At 66.9% G+C, this 21,167-nt stretch carries 19 protein-coding genes, 1 tRNA gene, 2 pseudogenes and 1 riboswitch; of the genes and pseudogenes, 15 read left to right on the top strand and 7 right to left on the bottom strand.

Annotated elements, in window-relative coordinates:
* Positions 1 to 584 precede the first annotated feature (584 nt).
* From xdhC to DPV79_RS24850, 5 genes are all read left to right on the top strand, one after another.
* Positions 585 to 1,589, top strand: coding sequence for a xanthine dehydrogenase accessory protein XdhC (xdhC, locus tag DPV79_RS24875; RefSeq protein WP_113046712.1), 1,005 nt, complete (start codon positions 585 to 587; stop codon positions 1,587 to 1,589).
* Positions 1,590 to 1,607: 18 nt separating this feature from the next.
* Entirely contained in the window at positions 1,608 to 2,633 is a 1,026-nt protein-coding gene (locus DPV79_RS24870; RefSeq protein ID WP_113046711.1) for an adenosine deaminase, read from the top strand.
* Between the two features lie 27 nt (positions 2,634 to 2,660).
* Positions 2,661 to 3,020 (top strand): hypothetical protein, encoded by a 360-nt coding sequence (locus DPV79_RS24865; protein WP_113046710.1) that lies wholly within the window; start codon positions 2,661 to 2,663, stop codon positions 3,018 to 3,020.
* Positions 3,017 to 4,333, top strand: a complete 1,317-nt coding sequence (gene guaD / locus DPV79_RS24860) for a guanine deaminase (RefSeq protein ID WP_059685573.1) — start codon at positions 3,017 to 3,019, stop codon at positions 4,331 to 4,333. Before DPV79_RS24865 ends, guaD begins: the two co-directional genes overlap by 4 nt.
* Positions 4,334 to 4,512: 179 nt before the next feature.
* A riboswitch (yybP-ykoY riboswitch) is annotated at positions 4,513 to 4,650 on the top strand.
* A 78-nt stretch (positions 4,651 to 4,728) separates the two neighbouring features.
* Complete coding sequence (locus DPV79_RS24850; RefSeq protein WP_021163944.1) at positions 4,729 to 5,301, top strand: TMEM165/GDT1 family protein; 573 nt, start codon at positions 4,729 to 4,731, stop codon at positions 5,299 to 5,301.
* A 54-nt stretch (positions 5,302 to 5,355) separates the two neighbouring features.
* Here the strand turns inward: DPV79_RS24850 and DPV79_RS24845 are convergent, their stop codons facing one another.
* Positions 5,356 to 6,054 carry a DUF4136 domain-containing protein gene (locus DPV79_RS24845; RefSeq protein ID WP_059685575.1) on the bottom strand — a complete coding sequence of 233 codons (699 nt, stop codon included), beginning with the start codon at positions 6,052 to 6,054 and terminating at the stop codon, positions 5,356 to 5,358.
* 187 nt (positions 6,055 to 6,241) lie between these two features.
* Between DPV79_RS24845 and pepN the strand changes: the two genes are divergently transcribed.
* The 7 genes from pepN (at position 6,242) to DPV79_RS24810 (ending at position 14,083) form a co-directional block, all read left to right on the top strand.
* A complete protein-coding gene (gene pepN, locus DPV79_RS24840; protein ID WP_113046709.1) occupies positions 6,242 to 8,935 on the top strand; it encodes an aminopeptidase N in 2,694 nt (897 codons plus the stop codon).
* Positions 8,936 to 9,204: 269 nt separating this feature from the next.
* Positions 9,205 to 10,218 (top strand): class 1 fructose-bisphosphatase, encoded by a 1,014-nt coding sequence (locus DPV79_RS24835; protein ID WP_006485729.1) that lies wholly within the window; start codon positions 9,205 to 9,207, stop codon positions 10,216 to 10,218.
* A gap of 205 nt (positions 10,219 to 10,423) precedes the next feature.
* Positions 10,424 to 10,499 (top strand) — tRNA-Thr (locus DPV79_RS24830).
* Between the two features lie 170 nt (positions 10,500 to 10,669).
* Positions 10,670 to 11,479 carry a helix-turn-helix transcriptional regulator gene (locus tag DPV79_RS24825; RefSeq protein ID WP_060372282.1) on the top strand — a complete coding sequence of 270 codons (810 nt, stop codon included), beginning with the start codon at positions 10,670 to 10,672 and terminating at the stop codon, positions 11,477 to 11,479.
* Positions 11,480 to 11,623: 144 nt separating this feature from the next.
* A complete protein-coding gene (locus tag DPV79_RS24820) occupies positions 11,624 to 13,357 on the top strand; it encodes an FAD-dependent oxidoreductase (RefSeq protein WP_113046708.1) in 1,734 nt (577 codons plus the stop codon).
* On the top strand, positions 13,354 to 13,566 hold the full coding sequence (locus DPV79_RS24815) for a hypothetical protein (protein WP_021163939.1): 213 nt from the start codon (positions 13,354 to 13,356) through the stop codon (positions 13,564 to 13,566). Before DPV79_RS24820 ends, DPV79_RS24815 begins: the two co-directional genes overlap by 4 nt.
* 262 nt (positions 13,567 to 13,828) lie before the next feature.
* Positions 13,829 to 14,083, top strand: a complete 255-nt coding sequence (locus DPV79_RS24810) for a GlsB/YeaQ/YmgE family stress response membrane protein (protein ID WP_027788093.1) — start codon at positions 13,829 to 13,831, stop codon at positions 14,081 to 14,083.
* A gap of 79 nt (positions 14,084 to 14,162) precedes the next feature.
* On the opposite strand, the pseudogene DPV79_RS24805 reads toward DPV79_RS24810, so the two are convergent.
* From DPV79_RS24805 to DPV79_RS24790, 4 genes and pseudogenes are all read right to left on the bottom strand, one after another.
* Positions 14,163 to 14,426, bottom strand: a pseudogene (locus DPV79_RS24805) (TlpA family protein disulfide reductase); the annotation flags it as partial.
* Positions 14,424 to 14,768: pseudogene (locus DPV79_RS24800) on the bottom strand (exo-alpha-sialidase); the annotation flags it as partial. The pseudogenes DPV79_RS24800 and DPV79_RS24805, both read right to left, overlap by 3 nt.
* Complete coding sequence (locus DPV79_RS24795) at positions 14,756 to 17,119, bottom strand: TonB-dependent receptor (RefSeq protein WP_113046707.1); 2,364 nt, start codon at positions 17,117 to 17,119, stop codon at positions 14,756 to 14,758. The gene DPV79_RS24795 and the pseudogene DPV79_RS24800, both read right to left, overlap by 13 nt.
* Positions 17,120 to 17,245: 126 nt before the next feature.
* A complete protein-coding gene (locus tag DPV79_RS24790) occupies positions 17,246 to 17,635 on the bottom strand; it encodes a DUF2946 domain-containing protein (protein ID WP_060073658.1) in 390 nt (129 codons plus the stop codon).
* A gap of 198 nt (positions 17,636 to 17,833) precedes the next feature.
* On the opposite strand from DPV79_RS24790, the gene DPV79_RS42755 reads away from it, so the two are divergent.
* Both DPV79_RS42755 and DPV79_RS24780 read left to right on the top strand, forming a co-directional pair.
* Complete coding sequence (locus DPV79_RS42755) at positions 17,834 to 17,980, top strand: hypothetical protein (protein ID WP_006756195.1); 147 nt, start codon at positions 17,834 to 17,836, stop codon at positions 17,978 to 17,980.
* 223 nt (positions 17,981 to 18,203) lie between these two features.
* A complete protein-coding gene (locus DPV79_RS24780) occupies positions 18,204 to 18,797 on the top strand; it encodes a chorismate mutase (protein WP_060219496.1) in 594 nt (197 codons plus the stop codon).
* A gap of 18 nt (positions 18,798 to 18,815) precedes the next feature.
* Here the strand turns inward: DPV79_RS24780 and DPV79_RS24775 are convergent, their stop codons facing one another.
* Both DPV79_RS24775 and DPV79_RS24770 read right to left on the bottom strand, forming a co-directional pair.
* Entirely contained in the window at positions 18,816 to 19,955 is a 1,140-nt protein-coding gene (locus DPV79_RS24775; RefSeq protein WP_113046705.1) for an exonuclease domain-containing protein, read from the bottom strand.
* A 141-nt stretch (positions 19,956 to 20,096) separates the two neighbouring features.
* Complete coding sequence (locus tag DPV79_RS24770; RefSeq protein WP_011351289.1) at positions 20,097 to 20,300, bottom strand: cold-shock protein; 204 nt, start codon at positions 20,298 to 20,300, stop codon at positions 20,097 to 20,099.
* A gap of 399 nt (positions 20,301 to 20,699) precedes the next feature.
* Here DPV79_RS24770 and DPV79_RS24765 point away from each other — a divergent pair, with 399 nt between their 5' ends.
* Positions 20,700 to 20,966 carry a hypothetical protein gene (locus tag DPV79_RS24765; RefSeq protein ID WP_048024307.1) on the top strand — a complete coding sequence of 89 codons (267 nt, stop codon included), beginning with the start codon at positions 20,700 to 20,702 and terminating at the stop codon, positions 20,964 to 20,966.
* Positions 20,967 to 21,167 lie beyond the last annotated feature (201 nt).

The following is a 21,167-nucleotide window of genomic DNA, read 5'->3' as shown; positions in this document are numbered from 1 at the left end:
GCCGGCAAGCCCGGCACCGGAGCACCCGCCGAACCGGCCCGGCCGGTCGCCCCTGACCGGCCGTACCTGGGCAGCCCCGCGTAAACACCTACTTCGCCGCCGCCCGGATAGCCGGGCGAACGCGCATCGCGCGACTTCCGCGCCCAGCCCCGCCACGCCTGCGTTTTGGCCCGATGTGCACGCATCGGCGCCCCGATCCCGAGCGGCGGGCCTATGATCGACATGATCGCCTCCTGATAGCCCGGATCAGCGCCCCGCGATGTTCCCGTCGCCGTGCGGTGCTATCTTCGGGACTGGATGGCGATCTACGTGCGCGAGGCCAGGCGGTCTCACCACCCCTGCGTAACGCGCGCCCGATCCGCAATGTCGACTGGATTCATCATGACAACGCAAACCATCCGCATCCGTCATCCTCATGGCGTCCGCGCATCCGGCGGTGCCGTCCGCGCGCACCGTCCCAGCACCGCCGCCGCACCGCATTCGCCGTGCGGCCGGCCCGCCCCGCTCCCGTCCGTCATCGTTGCCGCCACGCTCGCCAGCCCGCGCCGCGTGTCGTGCCGCGTTGTTTCGCGCGGGGTGTGCTGATGGAAGCCTGGCTCGGCGATCTGCAGCAACTGCTCGCGCACGGCGAAGCGGCCGTGCTCGTGACGGTCGCGCACACCGACGGTTCCGCCCCGCGCGAAGCCGGCACCAAGATGCTCGTCACGCGCGACACGGCCCGCCATACGATCGGCGGCGGTCATCTGGAATGGAAGGCGATCGAGATCGCGCGGCATCTGCTGAAGGACGGCGCGCATGTGCCGCACGCGCGCCGGCTCGAACGGCTCGCGCTCGGCCCGAGCCTCGGCCAGTGCTGCGGCGGCGCCGTGGTGCTCGCGTTCGAGCGGCTCGACGTCGGCGATCTCGGCTGGATCATGTCGATCGCGAAGCGTGTCGCGGCCGGCGCCGCGACCGTGCGTAGCGTATCATTCGGCCCCTCGCCGGGCGCGCCGCTGTTGAGCGAGCCCGAATCGGAAGCCGCGCGTGCCGACTGCCTGCTGTGGGAAACCGGCGGCGTGTCGCTGATGACCGAAACGATCGCGCCGTATGCGTTCCCCGTCGTGCTGTTCGGCGCCGGGCACATCGGCACCGCGCTCGTGAAGGTACTGGCGACGCTGCCGTGCCACGTGCGCTGGATCGACGGGCCCGACGCGGTGTTCCCGCCGGCCGACGCGCTCGCCGGCATCGGCAACCTCGCGATCGAGGCGGCCGCTGCCCCGGCCGACGCCGTCGACACGGCGCCGCCGCAGTCCTACTTCGTCGTGATGACGCACGACCACGCACTCGATTTCGTGCTGGCCGAGCGCATCCTGCGACGCGGCGACTATGCATACTTCGGGATGACCGGCTCGCACGCCAAGCGCGTGCAGTTCGATCATCGCCTCGCGGCGATCGGCATCGACCCGGCCCAGGTCGCGCGGATGCGCTGCCCGATCGGTGTCGAAGGCATCATCGACAAGGCACCCGAAGTGATCGCGATCTCGGTGGCTGCGCAATTGCTGCAGGCCGTCGAAGCGAACGCGGCCGCGCAGGCTTCCCCTACCTACTGACCGACCAAGAACGACGCCATGACCCCGACATTCAAGGACAAGATTGCCCGCGCGCCGAAAGCGGAGCTGCACATCCACATCGAAGGCTCGCTCGAGCCCGAGCTGATCTTCGCGCTCGCGCAGCGCAACGGCGTGAAGCTCGCATACGACTCGATCGACGCGTTGCGCGCCGCCTATGCGTTCACCGACCTGCAGTCGTTCCTCGACATCTATTACGCAGGCGCGAGCGTGCTGCTGACCGAGCAGGATTTCTACGACATGACGGCCGCGTACTGCGAACGCGCGCTCGCCGACAACGTCGTCCACACCGAACTGTTCTTCGATCCGCAAACGCACACCGAACGCGGCGTGCCGATCGAGACGGTAGTCGCGGGCATCGAGCGCGCACTCGCCGATTACGAGCAGCGCGGGCTGTCGAGCAAGCTGATTCTGTGCTTCCTGCGCCACCTGTCCGAAGAGGACGCGCTCGCGACGTTCGATTCCGCGCTGCCGCTGTTCGAGCGCTATCGTCATCGCCTGATCGGCGTGGGCCTCGATTCGTCCGAACTCGGCCATCCGCCGACGAAGTTCGCGCGCGTGTTCGACAAGGCACGCGCGCTCGGGCTGAAGCTCGTCGCACATGCCGGCGAGGAAGGCCCGCCCGCATACATCTACGAGGCGCTCGACGTGCTGAAGGTCGACCGGATCGACCACGGCGTGCGCAGCATCGAGGACGCGGCCCTGGTCGAGCGTCTCGCCAGGACGCGCACTGCACTGACCGTCTGCCCGCTGTCGAACCTCAAGCTGTGCGTGTTCGACGACATGGCGAAACACACGCTGAAGGCGCTGCTCGATCGCGGCGTCGCGGTGACGATCAACTCCGACGATCCGGCCTATTTCGGCGGCTACGTCAATGAAAACTACTTCGCGACGGCCGAAGGGCTGCAACTCACGGATGCCGAAGTCCATGCGGTGATCCGCAACGGCTTCGAAGCATCGTTCATCGAACCGGCGCAGCGCGACGCACTGTACGCGCGCCTCGACGCGTACTGGCAGGCCGCCTGACGGCCCGCATCGAGGAACGCCAGACAGATGAAACACGGCAACGGCATCCGCTTCGCAACCACCGGCCCGGCGTCGCGCCGGAACGGTCGCGTGCGTGCCCGCGCGGCGAGCGCGCCATTCGTCGTCGCCCGCCCGTGCTTGCCGTCGCGGTTTGCCGCTGCGGTCGCCGCTGCGGTCGCCGCCGCACCGGTCGCGAACGCAGCGGCTGCGAGGCCCGCCGGCAACCACTCGCCGGCGGCTTCGGCCGCCACGTCCGCCCGCGCAACCGCCTCCGGTCGTGCCGCATACAGCGTGCCGCTACCGCTCGCGAAGCGCCGTCCCGCCGCCCTCCGGCGTCGATCGCTTTCTTCTGTTCGCCTTACCTTGATGCAGGACCATTCGTCATGACGCAAACCGCTTTCCGTTCCCAGCTGCTGACTTTCAACGGCGACCCGGCGCAATCGAGCCAGGCCGCGAACTACGAGACCGACGGCCTCCTGATCGTCGACGACGGCAAAGTCGTCGCGGCCGGCCCGTACGCGCAGCTCGCCGCGACGCTCGCGCGCGACGCGATCGTCCATGACCTGCGCGACAAGCTGATCGTGCCCGGCTTCATCGACACGCACATCCACTATCCGCAGACGGACATGATCGCGTCGCCGGCACCGGGCCTGCTGCCGTGGCTGGACAAGTACACGTTCCCGACCGAGCGCCAGTTCGGCGATCCCGAGCATGCGCGCGAGGTGGCCGACTTCTTCGTCGACGAACTGCTCGCCTGCGGCACGACGAGCGCGCTCGTCTACTGCACGGTGCACAAGCAGTCGGCCGATGCGCTGTTCGCGGCGAGCGACGCACGCGACCTGCGGATGATCGCGGGCAAGGTGCTGATGGATCGCAACTGCCCCGAATTCCTGCGCGATACCGCGCAATCCGGTTACGACGACAGTGCCGAGCTGATCGGCCGCTGGCACGGCAAGGGCCGCCAGATGTACGCGCTCACGCCGCGTTTCGCGCCGACGTCGACCGAAGCGCAGCTCGAGGCGTGCGGCGAACTCGCGCGCCGCCATCCGGACGTGTTCGTACAGAGCCACGTCGCGGAGAACGTCGACGAGGTGAAATGGGTGGCCGAGCTGTTCCCCGGCCATCGCAGCTATCTCGACATCTACGACCGCTACGGGCTGCTGCGCCCGCGCGCGGTGTACGGCCACTGCATCCACCTCGACGACGAGGACCGCCGCCGGATGGCCGAGACGCGCACCGTCGTCGCGCACTGCCCGACGTCGAACTTCTTCCTCGGCAGCGGGCTGTTCGATTTCGACAAGGCCGGTGAATACGACGTGCCCGTCACGCTCGCGACCGACGTCGGCGGCGGCACGTCGTTCTCGATGCTGCAGACGATGAACGAAGCGCACAAGGTCGCGCGGCTGTCGGGCCACCACCTGACCGCGACCCGGATGTTCTGGCTCGCGACGGCCGGCGCCGCGCAGGCGCTCGACCTCGCCGACACGGTCGGCACGCTCAAGCCGCGCACCGAGGCCGACTTCGTCGTGCTCGATCCGCAGGCCACGCCGCTGCTCGCGCGCCGCACGAAGCGCGCGGATTCGCTCGAGGAACTGCTGTTCGCGTTCGCGCTGCTCGGCGACGACCGCGCGGTGTACCGCACCTATGCGGCCGGCAAACTCGTCCACGAGCGCGGGGCGGCGCGCCGCCCCGCCGCGTAACGGCGTTCCGGGGGGTGTCCCGGCAGGCGCGGGCGTCTGCCCTGCCCGCCTGCCCGCCTGCCGTACAGCCGTACAGCCGTACCGCCGTACAGCCGTACAGCCGTACAGCCGGAGCTTGCCGAGCGCCAGGCACCGCGCCGCTCGACCGCTTTCCCGCGCGCGACACGCCGTGCTAGAATTCGCCGCTCATTGGGGAGTAGCCGCTCCGCTCGATGTCCCGCGCCCCCGGCGCGCATCGTGACGGAGGCGTCCGTCAACAGACTTGGCCTTGCGGCCATGGCGGGCGCAGCCACCTAGGCCTGGCGAGACCGATGGTTCACAGTGCGCCGCATCAGGGCCCGGCGCGCCGTGGATCGTCGCTCGCACGCACAACACCGGCCCGTGGAACCCCATACGTGTCCCAAGCCTTCCTGATCTCCACCGGCGCCGTCGCCCTCGCTGAAATCGGCGACAAGACCCAATTGCTTTCCCTCGTCCTGGCCGCGCGCTATCGCAAGCCGGTGCCGATCATTCTCGGCGTGCTCGTCGCGACGCTCGTGAACCACGGTTTCGCCGGCGCGCTCGGCGAATGGCTCGGCGCGCTGGTCACGCCGTCGATCATGCGCTGGGCGCTCGCGTTCTCGTTCATCGCGATGGGGTTGTGGATCCTCGTGCCGGACAAGCTCGACGCCGACGAGGCCAATGCCAACCGTTCGCGGCTCGGCGTGTTCGGCGCGACCCTCGTCGCGTTCTTCCTCGCGGAAATGGGCGACAAGACGCAGATCGCGACCGTCGCGCTGGCCGCGCGCTTCCAGGACTACATCGGTGTCGTGGCCGGCACGACGTTCGGGATGATGCTCGCGAACGTGCCTGCGATCCTGCTCGGCGACCGCTTCGCGCACCGCCTCCCGACGAAGCTGGTGCACGGCATCGCGGCCGTGCTGTTCGTCGTGCTCGGCGCGCTGGCGCTGCTGGGCGTCGGGGTCTGACGGGGAAGAAAACGGCAGGCGCGGCCGGACGGCCGCGCCGAGGCTGATGCCGCGTTACTTGGCGGCGGCGCCCGAAGCGGGCGCAGCCGGCACCGCGCGCTCGTTGGCGGCCGGTGCCGCCGGGCCGCCGCGCTTGTCGACCGGCAGCCGGACCGAGCGGACCGCGCCGTTCGACAGCGGGAAATCGGCGAGCGCGCTGCGCGCGAGGAACGGCATCGCGTACAGCAGCGTGCCGTTGTCGCCGGTCGTGCGCGCGGACACGTTGTAGACCTCCTTGCCCGTCGCGCGCTCGGTGATGCGGATGCCGAGCGTGTAGTCGAACACCTGGTACGTCTGCGCGACATAACCGGCCGGCATCGGCCCCCAGGGCCCCCACGGGCCCCATGGCCCGCGCCGCCAGTACGGCCCCGGCCCGACGAACCACGGATCGTAATAGACGGGCTGCGGCACCGTCACGAGATCGCTGCCGACCGCATAGGTCAGCCCGACGAGATACCGCGCCTGCGCCTGCGGCACCTGCCGGAACGCATACGTGGACAGCTCGTTCGCGACGATCGGCTCGTAAGTCGACTGCTCGATGCTGTTCTTCTGCGCATCGGTGCGGGTGAACGCATAGGTGCGTGTCGCGTCGCTGCCGCTCCAGTCGGAGAAGGCCGTGACCTGGGTCGTCACGTAGCTGGTGCAGCCGGTCAGCAGCGCCACGCACAGCACCGCCGCCCAGCCCGCACCGCGTTGAATCCATTCGCGTTTCATGTTGATCCTCTTCGATCCGTCACCCGTTCGTCGCACCGCGCGAACCGTAACGGGATGCCGATAATACGCGGACTCCCGGAACCGGTAAAAAGTTCGCCCGGCACGCAGCCGCAAGCCTTTGTACAATGGCCCGGTTCGCCCGGCCCGTGCCACGGGCCCGTCCCCCACACCACCGATCTCGACGACCATGTCCGACAACGCTTCCTCCACCGTGATCCGCCGCGCCGACTACACGCCGCCGGCCTTTCTCATCGATACCGTTGCGCTCGAATTCGATCTCTCGCCGGCCCGTACGATCGTCAGGAATACGATGCGCGTGCGCCGCAACCCGGACGCCGCGCCCGCGCCGCACCTGGAGCTGATGGGCGAAGCGCTCGAATTCGTCGGCGCACGGCTGGACGGCGCGCCGCATGGCGCCGTGCGCGCGCACGAGCACGGGCTGACCGTCGAGAACGTCCCCGATGCATTCGAGCTGACGCTCGAAAGCGCATGCGCGCCCGACCAGAATACGACGCTGTCGGGTCTCTATGTATCGAGCGGCAACTTCTTCACGCAGTGCGAAGCCGAAGGCTTTCGCCGTATCACCTACTTCCTCGATCGCCCGGACGTCATGGCGTCGTACACGGTGACGCTGCGCGCCGACAAGGCCGCCTATCCGGTGCTGCTGTCGAACGGCAACCTCGTCGATTCCGGCGACCTGCCCGACGGCCGCCACTTCGCGAAGTGGGAAGACCCGTTCCGCAAGCCGAGCTACCTGTTCGCACTGGTCGCCGGCAAGCTCGTCGCGATCGAGGAGAAGATCACGACCGGCTCGGGCAAGGAAAAGCTGCTGCAGGTGTGGGTCGAGCCGGCCGATCTCGACAAGACGCGTCACGCGATGGATTCGCTGATCCATTCGATCCGCTGGGACGAAAAGCGCTTCGGCCTCGAGCTCGATCTCGACCGCTTCATGATCGTCGCGGTCGGCGACTTCAACATGGGCGCGATGGAAAACAAGGGGCTCAACATCTTCAACACGAAGTACGTGCTGGCGAACCCCGAGACCGCGACCGACACCGACTTCGCGAACATCGAGTCGGTGGTCGGCCACGAGTACTTCCACAACTGGACCGGCAACCGCGTGACCTGCCGCGACTGGTTCCAGCTGAGCCTGAAGGAAGGGCTGACGGTGTTCCGCGACCAGGAATTCTCGGCCGACATGGCCGCGGGCGATGCCATCGAATCGGCGGCCCGCGCGGTCAAGCGCATCGAGGACGTGCGGGTGCTGCGCCAGTTGCAGTTCGCCGAGGATGCCGGCCCGATGGCGCACCCGGTGCGCCCGGAGAGCTACGTCGAGATCAACAACTTCTACACGATGACCGTCTACGAGAAAGGCTCGGAAGTCGTGCGGATGTACCAGACGCTGTTCGGCCGCGACGGCTTCCGCAAGGGGATGGACCTGTATTTCAAGCGCCACGACGGGCACGCCGTGACCTGCGACGACTTCCGCCACGCGATGGCCGACGCGAACGGGCGTGACCTCGCGCAGTTCGAGCGCTGGTACAGCCAGGCCGGCACGCCGCGCGTGTCGGTGCGCACCGCGTACGACGCGGCCGCGCGTCGTTATACCGTCACGCTCGCGCAGGGCTACGGCGACGCGTCGCCGGCCGCGCGCGAAACGCAGCAAGGCCCGCTGCTGATCCCGTTCGCGATCGGCCTGATCGGCCGCGACGGCCGCGACCTGCCGCTGCGCCTCGACGGCGAAGCCGCCGCGGCGGGCACGACGCGCGTGCTCGACTTCACCGACACCGAACAGACCTTCACGTTCGTCGACGTGCCGGAACAACCGCTGCCGTCGCTGCTGCGCAACTTCTCGTCGCCGGTGATCGTCGAGTACGACTACAGCGACGACGACCTCGCGTTCCTGCTCGCGCACGACAGCGATCCGTTCAACCGCTGGGAAGCCGGCCAGCGCCTCGCGACGCGCGCGCTGCTGACGCTCGCCTCGCGTGCCGCCGCGAACGAGCCGCTCACGCTCGGCGAGAACTTCGTTGCCGCCTTCCGCCGCGTGCTGACCGACGCGACGCTGTCGCCCGCGTTCCGCGAACTCGCGCTGACGCTGCCGTCGGAAACCTACCTCGCCGACCAGATGGCTGAAGCCGATCCGGCCGCCGTGCATCGCGCGCGCCAGTTCGTGCGCCGCCAGCTCGCCACCGCACTGCGCGCCGACTGGCTCGCCGCATACGAGCAGCACCAGACGCCCGGCGCCTACGAACCGACGCCCGAGGCTTCCGGCCGCCGCGCGCTGAAGAATCTCTCGCTCGCGTATCTCGCCGAACTCGAGGATCCGGCCGATGCCGTGCGCCTCGCGACCGCGCAATACGACGCGGCGAACAACATGACCGATCGCGCGGCCGCACTCGGCGCGCTGCTGTCCGCCGCTGCCGCCGGCGCGAACGAACCGGCCGAGCACGCGCTCGACGATTTCTACCGCCGCTTCGAGAAGGAAGCGCTCGTGATCGACAAATGGTTCGCGATGCAGGCCGCCCAACGCGGTACGCCCGCGCAGCCGACGCTCGCGAAGGTTCGCAAGCTGCTCGCGCACCCCGCGTTCAACCTGAAGAATCCGAATCGCGCACGCTCGCTGATCTTCAGCTTCTGCGCGGCCAACCCCGCGCAATTCCACGCGGCGGACGGCTCGGGTTATGCATTCTGGGCCGAACAGGTGCTCGCGCTCGACGCGATCAACCCGCAGGTCGCGGCGCGCCTCGCCCGCTCGCTCGAACTGTGGCGCCGCTTCACGCCCGCGCTGCGCGACCGGATGCGCGAAGCGCTCGAGCAGGTCGCCGCCGGCGCGAAATCGCGCGACGTGCGCGAGATCGTCGAGAAGGCGCTCGCGTAACGCAATCCTCCGCATCGCTCACACGCGAAACAGCCGGTGCCGCCAGTGGCGGCACCGGCTTTTTATTGCGCGAATACTGCCGGCCCCGGACGCAGTCGCGGGGTCTGACCGCGCCCGCTGCATGGCGCGTCCCGCGCGTCGTCGCCGCCGGAAACCGGGCCGATCCGGCCGCCCGGCCATGTAACCGGACGAAAAAAGCCGGCGGCACGGGAGGCGCGACGGGTAAAATTGCGGCCATTCAAGGATTCTTTGGCCTTCTGGAGTCTGTCATGTCCATTGCCCGCCGCACCACGCTGTCGAAGTTCCTGATCGAACAGCAACGTGAGACCAACAACCTCCCTGCCGACCTGCGCCTGCTGATCGAAGTCGTCGCACGCGCGTGCAAGGCGATCAGCTACAACGTGTCGAAGGGCGCGCTCGGCGAGGCGCTCGGCACCGCCGGCAGCGAGAACGTCCAGGGCGAAGTGCAGAAGAAGCTCGACATCCTGTCGAACGAGATCCTGCTCGACGCGAACGAATGGGGCGGCAACCTCGCCGCGATGGCATCGGAAGAAATGGAAACCTTCTTCCCGATCCCGGCGAACTACCCGCGCGGCGAATACCTGCTCGTGTTCGACCCGCTCGACGGTTCGTCGAACATCGACGTGAACGTGTCGATCGGCACGATCTTCTCGGTGCTGCGCTGCCCGGACGGCAAGCAGGCAACCGAGGAATCGTTCCTTCAGCCGGGCACGCAGCAGGTCGCGGCCGGCTACGCCGTGTACGGCCCGCAGACGGTGTTCGTGCTGACGACCGGCAACGGCGTGAACTGCTTCACGCTCGACCGCGAAGTCGGCTCGTGGGTGCTCACGCAGAGCAACATGCAGATCCCGGCCGACACGCGCGAATACGCGATCAACGCATCGAACGCGCGCCACTGGTACGACCCGGTCAAGCGCTACGTCGACGAACTGAACGCCGGCAAGGACGGCCCGCGCGGCGACAACTTCAACATGCGCTGGATCGCCTCGATGGTCGCCGACGTGCACCGGATCCTGAACCGCGGCGGCATCTTCATGTACCCGGCCGACAAGCGCACGCCCGATCGTCCGGGCAAGCTGCGCCTGATGTACGAAGCGAACCCGATGTCCTTCATCGTCGAACAAGCGGGCGGCGCCGCGACGACGGGCACGCAGCGCATCATGGAAGTCCAGCCGACCGGCCTGCACCAGCGCGTGCCCGTGTTCCTTGGCTCGAAGAACGAAGTCGAGCGCGTGACCGGCTATCACGACGAAGCAAAATAATTGCACTGCAGCACTAGACGGAGGTGCGATGCGCAAGTACAATCGCGCCTCTTGATGTGGCCCTGACCGGTCGCATCACAGTGAAGTGAAAGCGGGAAGTCCGCCGGATCGAGGGTTTCGCGAAGCAGCGGCAGCAAGCTGAAAAAATTTCGCAAAACCTATTGCCAAGATCCCGGAAATCACCATATAATTTCATTTCTCTGCTGCCGGTGTAGCTCAGTTGGTAGAGCAGCGCATTCGTAATGCGAAGGTCGTAGGTTCGACTCCTATCTCCGGCACCAAGACACAAAGGCCTGACAAGCATCGCTTGTCAGGCCTTTTCTCTTTTCCGGCGCCGAAATCGTGCGCCCGCGGTCTCGCCTCACCCAGTCCGCTTGCGGGCATCCCCGGACTCCCGCATCACGCGCCGACGACTACAATCGCCGGACACTCCACCCTCGCCCCCTTCTTCATGCGCACCTGGCGTCTCGAGCGAGCGAATCTCGCCGCGCAGCTGGACGTGTCCCGCGCGACGCGCCTCGTCGCCGCGATCGGCGGCAACGAGCCGAACGCATTCGCGGCCGAAATCCTGAAGCTGTTCGACGACGCGCTGTCCATCACGCAGTGCACGATCTTCGCGTACGAGTTCGGCAATCGCCCGCGCACGATGTCGGTCGCCGATCATCGCGGAGGCCGCTACCTGCGCGACCTCGCCGACACCTACGCACGACATTTCTACGCACTCGACGGCAACCAGCAGATCGTGTCGACCGCCCATCGCGGCACACGCCGCCACGATCTGCTGCTGCACCAGCAGGCCGGCGACGAGATCGATCACGAAGCGTATCGTGCCGCGTGCTACCGCGGCCCCGACGTATCCGACCGGCTGGCGCTGCTGATGCAGCCCGGCGATGCAACGTGGCTGTCGATCAACCTGTACCGCGCGCATCGCAGCGGCGCATTCCAGCCGCGCGAGATCGCCGCGATCGAAGCGCTCGCGCCGCTGATCGCGCAGGCCGCAAGGCATCACTACGCGCTCGCCGGTGCGGCGCAGATCGGTATCCCGCAACGGATGCTCGCGCGACTGCGCCATGCATGCCCCGATTTGTCCAAGCGCGAGCTCGACGTGCTGCGTGGCGTACTCGACGGCCAGACCGCGCACGAGATCGGCGAGACGATCGGCGTGAAGGCATCGAGCGTCGTCACCTACCAGAAGCGCGCATACCGGCGCCTCGGCATCTCGAGCCAGCGCGAGCTGTTTGCGCTGTGCATGCAGCCGTGAAACGTCGCGGCCTGCGTTGAGCCCCTCGCTGTACCCGAATTGGGGACAACCGACGCACGACCGGCTTCCATACTGTCTCGACCTGTTGCGCGCATCTTTGCGTCGATGCGCGCACGTCGAACCGGACTCCCCTGGAAGCCAACGATGGATATCGACTTCAAGCCCTACCCGTTCGTCGCCGAGCGCCATCCCGCGCATCTGCCGGCCTGCGACGACGGTATCGATACGCACCGGCATCGCGTTGCGATCGTCGGTGGCGGCCCCGTCGGCCTGGCCGTCGCGCTCGGCCTCGCGAACCACGGCATCCGCAGCGTGCTGATCGAGGCCGACGACGCAGCCTGCCACGGCAGCCGCGCCATCTGCATCTCGCGGCGCAGCCTCGAGATCATCGAGCGGCTCGGTGCACTCGACGACTTCCTGCGCAAGGGGCTGCCGTGGACCGGCGGGCGCAGCTTCTACCGTCGCGACGAAGTGCTGCATTTCACGATGCCGCAGGACGAAAACCAGAAGCTGCCGCCGATGGTGAATCTCGCGCAGTATCACATCGAGCAGTTCCTGCTCGATGCCGCGCTGCGCCGCCGCGAACTCATCGAGATCCGCTGGCAGACGAGAGTCACCGGCGTGACCCCGCAACCGGACGGCGTGCGCCTCGACGTCGACACGCCGCTCGGCGGCTACGCACTCGACGCAGACCGGGTCGTCGCGTGCGACGGCGGGCGCAGCACGATGCGCGACGCGCTCGGCCTGTCGCTCCAGGGCACGAGCTACGAGGGCCGCTACGTGATCGTCGACATCGCGCTCGACAGCGACCGGCCGACCGAACGACTGGCGTACTTCGACCCGTCGTCGAATCCGGGCTCGACGGTGCTCGTTCACAAGCAGCCCGACAACGTGTGGCGGATCGACTATCAGTTGCGCGACGATGAGGATGCCGAAGCCGCCGTAAAACCGGAGAACGTGATCCCGCGCGTGCAGAACCTGCTCGACATGATGGGCGAGCGCGGCGACTGGTCGCCGATCTGGATCACGATCTACAAGGCGAACGCACTGACACTCGAACGCTATCGGCACGGGCGCGTGCTGTTCTGCGGCGACGCCGCGCACCTCGTGCCGATCTTCGGCGTGCGCGGCGCGAACTCGGGCATCGACGATGCCGACAACCTGGCATGGAAACTCGCGTACGTGACGCGCGGGCTCGCATCGGACACGTTGCTCGACAGCTACTCGGACGAACGCGTGTTCGCGACGCACGAGAACCTCCGCTACGGCACCAAGAGCACCGAGTTCATGGCGCCGCCGTCATTCGCGTTCGAACTGATGCGCAAGGCCGTGCTGTCGCTCGCGGTCCGCCATCCCGCACTGCGTTCGCTGATCAATCCGCGCCAGACGACGGCCATCGCGTATGCGACGTCGCCGCTCAACGCGGCCGAACGCGACACGTTTTCGGCCGGCCCCGCGCCCGGCACGGTGCTCGCCGAATGCCCGCTGATGCTGTACACGGCACACGGCAGCGACGTGCGCCGCGGCCATCTGACCGACCTCGTCGCTCCGCGCTTCACCGCGTTCTGCTTCACCGCGGACGGCGTGCCCGATGCGACGCTGGCCGATCTCGAACGCCGCCTGCAGGCTGCGCGGATGCCGTTCGCGCTCGTCACGCTCGCGCGGCATGCGGCACCACGGCAACCGGCCTGCGGCGGCCATGACGTCGACGGCCGGCTGTTCGACATGTACGGCGCGCGCGACGGTACCGTCTATCTCGTGCGTCCGGACGGTCACGTACTCGGCCGCTGGCACGACGCGCGCGCCGGCGACGTGGCCGCCGCACTCGAACGCGCACTCCATCCTTGCGCATCGACCGATCCTCAGGAGACCACATGATGACGGATACCGAACGCGACACCCTCTACACCGACCTGTGCCGCACGATGACGCGGATCGGTGAAGCCGATGCGTCGCTCTTTCTCGCCCGCTTCGCACTGCTGTCGATCGAGGCGATCGGCGACACCGCGACCGTCGCACGGCTGATTGCCGACGCAAGCGACGGCTTGCCCGCCGCGAACATGCAGGCTCCGACGCCCGGACGGTGACGCTCACGGCCGACCGGTTTCACCGGCGGCCATTCCTTACAGATTCATTTCGCCGCGCATCGCCCGTGCGCCAGCCTCGTCGTATGCAGACGAATTCCCTGGAAAATCCCGTTAAGGGTGCATAACATTACTTAACGATTCCGACCCGTCTATCGCGTTACATTGCGTGGGCGGCGCGGCGGGTCGCAATGCCGCCTTCATTCAGCTTGCGGCGACACAGCCGACGTCCGGTCATTCGATACAACACAAGGAGAGGATCACCATGACTCATGGCTTGATTATGTGGCTCATCATCGGCGCGATCGCCGGCTGGCTTGCCGGCTTGCTCGTCAAGGGCGGCGGCTTCGGGCTGATCGTCGACATCATCGTCGGGATCGTCGGCGCAGTGATCGGCGGCTGGCTCGCCGGGCTGCTCGGCATCAGCATCGGCAGCGGTTTCATCGGATCGGTGATCGTCGCGGTCGTCGGTGCGGTAATCCTGCTGTTCGTGATCCGGCTATTCAAGCGAGCGGCCTGACGCTTCTCTCCACGCGCCTTCGGGCGCGTTTTCGCATCAGGCCGGCGCGCGGCCCGTTCGCCGCGCGCCACTGGCCCGTTCAGCGCGTGACGCGCTGCAACCCGCCGTCGAGCACGTCGGCCGTCAGCAAACCGCTGCGCGCTTCGCGTGCGCCATCGCGCACGATCCAAACGGTGCGCGGCATCTCCCCTCTCCATCCCGCATCGAGCGCCGCGCGCAGCCGCTCGGGCATCGGCTCGGTGTTCGCGTACTACGCGACCTGCGGTGGCGGATTCATCTGCGCGAGTGCCCGGGAGATCGTCGGGCCGTTGTCGTCGTACACATCCATCGCGAGCTGCACGTCCCGACTCGTCGCGATCTTCGGGCGATTCTCGGCGCTCGTGCAGATCGGCTCCGGCATCGCGTCGACGGTGACAGGTGCGGACAACGTGCGGCCTGCGTCGTCGGAATGCGCGACGACGACATGCGCGCCTTCGACCCACGCGACCCACAGCCGGTGATGCGTGTCGAATGCCACCCCCGTCGCGAGCGGCTGCTTGTGCTGCGCGGGCGCGGCCTGCATGCTCATGTGCACGGCACGCGAATCGGCGGCCTTCGGCACGTCGTGGGTGTCGTGCGCACCGGCAGTCGACAGCAACGCGCACCACAACGCGCCGGCTGCCGCGAGCGACTTCACAGCGACCATTTCAGTTCTCCATAGAAAGTACGGCCCGGATATGGATGGAACACGTAGTAGCGGCGGTCCGTCAGGTTGTCGATGCCGACCGACGCGGTCCAGTGACGGTCGAAGCGGTAACGCGCCTTCAGGTCGACGATCGTGAACGAGCTCGTGCCGCCGTAGACGTCCGGGTTCACGTCGCTGTTGTCGAGCGTGTTGAACTGGCGGCCCGAATAGCGCACACCGACGCTCGCGAGCCAGTGTTCGTCGAAGCGATACGACGCGAGCAGGTTTGCACGCATGCGCGGAATACGCGGAAAGCGCGAGCCGACGTACGCGGGATTCGCGGCATCGGCGAGGATCTGCGCGTTGCTCGCCGACACGTTCGCGTCGAGACCGAGGCCGCGCAGCCCGACGTTCTCGCCGCTGAACGCGAGTTCGACACCGCGCACGCGCACGCGATCGACGTTCGAGATGTTGGTCACCGTCGTCGCACCCGACACAGTCGTCTGGGTGTAGATCGAATCGCGCAGATCGCTCTGGAACACGCTGGCACGCACGACGCCGACACCCACGTCGCGTTCGGCCGTGAAGTCCCAGTCGATCGCCTTTTCCGGCCGCAGGTTCGGGTTGTTGTTGACGATTGCGTTGTTCGAGATCGTGCCCTGGAACAGTTCGCCGACCGTCGGGTAACGCGTGCCCGTCGCGAACGACAGCCGGAAGCGCCAGACGTCGGTCGCATCCCATTGCAACGCGACTTTCGGCGACAGTGCATTCGCGCTGCGATCCGCGTAACCGAGCGTGCCGCTCGCGTTACCGAGCGCGCCGCCGTACGCATCCCAGCGTTCGTAGCGCAGCCCCAGCGTCGCGAGCCAGCCCGGTGCGAAGCGCCACGCATCCTGCCCGAACAGCGCCTGCGTGCGCGTGTCGCCCCGATAGGTGCTCGCGAGCGACGTGGTCGGCCCGGCCAGCCAGTCGGCCGTGTTGTACGTGACGTTGCGCAGGAAGTAGTTGTCGTAGTGATAGCCGAACGTGAACGTATGGCCCTTCACTTCCGGCGCCTCGGCCTTCAGGTCGAACGTGCGCCAGCCGGTACCGTCTCCCTGGAACAGCGTGCCTGCCCCGCCCTGCACGGTCGACGCCGAGCGCTGCACGTCGCGCGACACGTCGTACGCGGACACGACGCCCGACAGGCGCCAGCCTGAATCGAGCCGGCCGTTCAGCCCGAGCGCGTACAGCCAGTTCTCCTGGTCGCCGCGCTGCGGCGCGAACGCATTCGGCGCAACGGTCATGTTCCGGCCACCGATCGACACGTTGCCGCCGTAGACCGGATTGCCGGCCGCATCGCGCAGGAAGGTTTCGCCGTGCTGCCGGTAATGGTTCTCCCAATGCCCGAGCGTGAGCGTCGCGTCGACGTGGTCGGTGAACGCGTAGCCCATCCGGATCGTCTCGTTGAGCTGTTCGGTCCGCTCGATCGTCTGCGCGCCGACGATCGTCCGCGGCTTGCCGTTGGGCCCGATGTCGGTCGCGGCGCCGCTCACGGGCACGGCGGCGCCGAGCTTCGGGTTGTACACCGAATTGGGGCTCGCATATTGCATCGGCTGACCGTTGTTCTCGAGCCGGTCAAGCGACAGCGCGAACCAGAACCGCTCGACGCGGTTCGCGATCCGCGCGGTCTGGTGATTGCCGCCGAAGCTGTCCGCGAATCCGTAGCCGTCGTGGTAGCGCTGCGTAAAGAACTGGCTCGACAGCGACGCCTCGAGCTTTTCTGGCCGGCGCGTCGTGAGCAGCACGGTCGAGCCGATCGAGTTGCCCGGGTACAGCGCGGAAAACGGGCCATAGAGCACGTCGACGCGCGCGATATCGTCAGGCGGAATCAGCGACCAGCGCGGCGGGTACGCGTAGCTCGATCCGAGCAGGTTCGACAGCAGCACGCCGTCGGCGTAGACGAGCCCGCGCGCGCTCTGCAGTTCGTTGAAGTCGCGACCGGCGAACACGCTGTTGCGGTCGCCGATATAGCGCTTGCGGACCATCAGGTTCGGTGCGTACTTGAGCGCGTCCTCGGTGGTGACGTTGGTATGCGATTCGATCTGCTCGCGCGTGATCGATGTGACGACGGCCGGCGTATCCGGATCGAGCGGTTGCCGCTGCGCGGTCACGCTGACCGCGGTCAGCGTACTGCCGGCCGGCACCGGCGAAACGGTTGCGGCGGTGGATGCCGGCGCGACGGTATCGGCGGGACGCTCGACACCACGGCGGGCAGTGTCGACACGCGTATCGTCAGTTGAAGCCGCATGGGCGACAGGCCATGCGAACGCGGCCGCGCATGCGAGCGCGAGCCGCCCGCGCGACGGCCGCGCGGCGAAGGAGGAGGACATGAAGGGATTCCTGAAAACGTGATCGAACGCCGCCGGACACGAGCACGCGCACCGCGCACGGACGGCGCGGCACGCGGCCCGGCCGCGAGCGGCACGCGCGCCACCGGGGCGCGCGGACGACATCAATCAGATCGGAGCGTGTTCAGGCGGCGCGCGAGGCTGCGCGAGACGGATACCCTTGCCGGGGCAATCGGGAATGACGGGGGCTGCCGCGCGGTAGGCAAACGTCCGCACGAAACCCGGCAGCGCGGGCAGGCTCGTACCGAGCGCCACGTTCGCCGCGAAGCCGGGGCAGTACACGCAGTGCGGCACGCCGGCATGGTCGAACGACGGCGCATCGTGGTCGCCGCCGGCCTGCGCGAGCACGATCTGACGGGCACCCGCTGCACTGCACAACTCGAGGGTGAGCTCGCCGGAGCCGCTCGAGGCGAGACGCGCATAGCCGACGACGGGCGACAGTACGTTCAATACCAGCGCCAGCCATACGAGGCCGATCCATCGCGTCGTTCGTTTCATCGCGGTCCAGGAAAAAGTGCGCGCAAGTATAACAAGCGGCCCGATTGTTGCCGATTCCGCACGACTCGATAGTCGGCATCGCAGCGCGCGTCCGAGCGCATGTGCCGTTAATACAACAGAGACAAAATCTAACGATTCGCCACTGGCATAAATCCAAGCGCGAGGATGATAATCATCGAACCTGCTGGAGAAACGACCATGGACGAAAGACCAACTCGCATGCCACCGCCCGAGCAAGTGATGAGCCCGGATCCGGAACCCGTCGGCGTGGAATTCCTCGCCGAATTGCCCGACCACGTACGGGCATTCTTCGACGAGCAGCACAAGCTGTACTCGCCGAAGTGAACGCCTGTTCGGTTCTATAACCGCCACGTGTCGATCATCGCTATCGTGCGGTTCATCATTGCGCATCGCGCGCAACTCGCCTCGCACCCGGGCCGCAACAGCCTGACGGTGCCGGATCAGCTCGCCTGCTGATTCCTCTGTCGCGTCGCTACGCCGCGCGACTGTCTTCGTCTATCCTTCTGGTTTTCCACGTCCGGCCCGCCCGGCTCTCCCGATCGTTCCGATGAAGCAAGTCATTCGTGCCAGCGTCGCTGTCGCCGCGCTCGGCGTCGCCCTCTTTTCGTCCCCGCGCATCGCCGTTGCGGACGGCGACGACACCGCCCTCACCAATATCGTCGCGCTCGCGTCGCAGCGCCTCGCGCTCGCTGAGCCGGTGGCTCGATGGAAATGGGCAAATCACAAGGCAATCGAGGACCGGCCGCGCGAAGCGGCGCTGCTCGAATCGGTCGGGAAGCGCGCGGCACAGGCCGGCGTCGATCCCGCGTTCGCGCGGACGTTCTTCGAGGATCAGATCGCCGCGAGCAAGGATGTGCAGAACGCCCTGTTCGCAACCTGGCGCGCGACGCGGCCGCCGGAAGGCACGCCTCCCGATCTCGCGACCAGCACGCGCCCGGCGCTCGACCGGCTGACGCAGAAAATGCTCACGGGGCTCACGCAGGTCGCGCCGCTGCGCGATGCGCCTGATTGTCAGGCGCGGCTCGCGCGCAGCATCGCGAACTGGAAGACGCTCACGCGCTACGACTCCACGCAGACGCAGGCGCTCGACACCGCGCTGTCGCACGTCTGCTCGGCCGGCGGCGCAAGCGCGATCGGCTGATACGACGGTCGCGCCGGGTCAACCCGCCTGGCCCGCGGGCATGAACGCGGCGAGCGGAATCAGTTGCAGGCCGCGCGCGAGATGCGTCTGCAGCAGGCGGTGGGTGAAGGGTTCGAACGCGCCGGCCGCCCCGTCGGCCGCGAGCTGCGCGGCCGCGTCGAGCGATTCCGCGACGCCGAGATAGCGCCAGCCATCGATCACATGAAACAGGCGGCGCTCGCCGCTCGCCTCGAACGCCACGGCGCCTTCGAACGGCCAGGGTGCGTTGCCGACACGGGCCGTGTCGGCCGCAGGGCGCCGGTTGTACGACGGACGCAGCCCGGCGATCCATTGCGCTTCCGCGAGCATCGCCCCCAGTTCGTTACCCGTCTCGCGCCATTCAACGCGCCGCACCTGCTGCGCAAGCCGCATTTCCTTCGACGACCGACGCTCTCCCGTCAACAACGCGCGCAGCCGCTGCCGCACGCGTACGCTGCGGCCGACGTACAGTGGCGCGTCGCCCTCCCCGAACAGTGCGTACGCGCCGCACCCGGCCGGCGCGGTATCGAGCCAGGCTTCGGTCAGGTCGCCACCCAGACGGAAGTGGCGCGTCGTGCGCGCGATCTGATCGCGCAGCCGCTCGAGCGGCACGATGTCGTGCAACTGGCGCCAGAACTGCCACAGGAGATCGGCATCCGCCAGCGCCCGGTGGCGTGCTGCCGGCATGAGGCCGTGGCGCTCGATCAACGCGTCGAGCCCGTGCCGCGTTTCACGCGGGAACAGCGCACGCGACAGCCGCACCGTACACAGCACGTCGGGATTGAACGCGAACCCGGCGCGCTCGAATTCGGCCCGCAGGAAACCTCGGTCGAAGCTTGCGTTGTGCGCGACGAAAAGCTTGCCGTCGAGCCGCTCGAACAAGGCCGGCGCCAGCGATGCGAACGACGGCGCGTCGCGCACCATCTCGTCCGAAATACCCGTCAGTTGCTGGATGAACGGCGGAATCGACTGCCCTGGATTGACGAGCGTCGTCCACGTCGACACGCCGAGCGGGCCGATTTCGACCACGCCGATTTCGGTGATGCGATGTTCGGCGGGCGAGCCGCCCGTGGTTTCAAGGTCGACGAAAACGAGCGGCTGTTCGCTGGCCGGATCGGACGGACGGGGGAAATCGGACATGAAAAGACTGGGAAACGATGCTTCCGTGAGTATGCACCGGCATCCCTGTTCGCGGCCAGCCCGAACCGTATTGTTCCGTCCCCGGAAAATGAAAAGCCCCCGCCATGCGGGGGCCGGACGTGATCGGCAATGCGTGGCGCGTCAGACCGCCTGGATATTCGCTGCCTGCTTGCCTTTCGGCCCGACTTTCACGTCGAACGAAACACGCTGGTTTTCCTTCAGCGTCTTGAAGCCGTCCATCTTGATTTCGGAAAAGTGCGCAAACAAATCTTCACCACCATTGTCCGACGTAATAAAGCCGAAACCTTTAGCATCGTTAAACCATTTCACGATACCGGTATCCATGTCTTCGTTCCCCACTCGATTAGATCAAAAAAGCTATTTTTATAGCCGTTTCCCGAAATCCCGAAACATCGCGCCAGCAACTGCACCAGCACCAGCACGCCGCCCGAGGACGGAGTGCTCACTTTATAAATTGGACAATCCGGGTGCGTCAAGAAAATTTTTGATGATCGTTTTATCAAAATAGTGCTAATGCCATTGGAATCGGTACACCATCGCCCTTTATTAATTGATTCGAGTCAAAAACCTGTCAACATTACCGGGGCGAGAGTTCCAATAATCTCGACCCTGAAATTTCTACCGGGGACAAATCGCCTCGGTAAAATCCTCGGGTTTTTTCCGGGTTGCGGAAATGCGGGGACATTGCGATGCTCATCCAATGCCGGAAGGAAGGAGAAGGTCATGTGGCTGGACGGAATCAAGCGCTTCGCGAGCCGACTCGGGCGCGTACGCCGCAAGTCCCGCGCTCTGGCAGAGTCCGCGCGCGAAGCGCCGTGCGACACCGAGTTCGATACGACCTGGCACGGCGATCACTGGCAGAACCTGCTTGCATCGCCTCTCGATGCCCGTCACTACGTGATGGAAGACTGGACATACACGCCGCCCCCGAACGAAGCCGAGGAGGCCGCGCCTGCGGCCAAGCGCAAGCGGCGCTCGTACACGCAGTAGTGCGCTGCGGCGGGGCAAAAAAAAAGCGCGACTGGGAAGTCGCGCCGACAAAGGTTTGGAGATCTTTTCCGTCAACGAAAAAGTCTGCTTCGGAAAGCAGAGATCGCAGTATAGCGAGAGAACAACCTTTCATTATCCATGCTCCACACAAACCTCTATTGCCGATGTGTCAATAATCGCGCTATGACCGCCGTCGCCTGC

This window comes from Burkholderia reimsis (assembly GCF_003294055.1).
Classification (GTDB): Bacteria; Pseudomonadota; Gammaproteobacteria; order Burkholderiales; family Burkholderiaceae; genus Burkholderia; species Burkholderia cepacia.
This window is presented reverse-complemented; position numbering and strand designations above follow the sequence as displayed.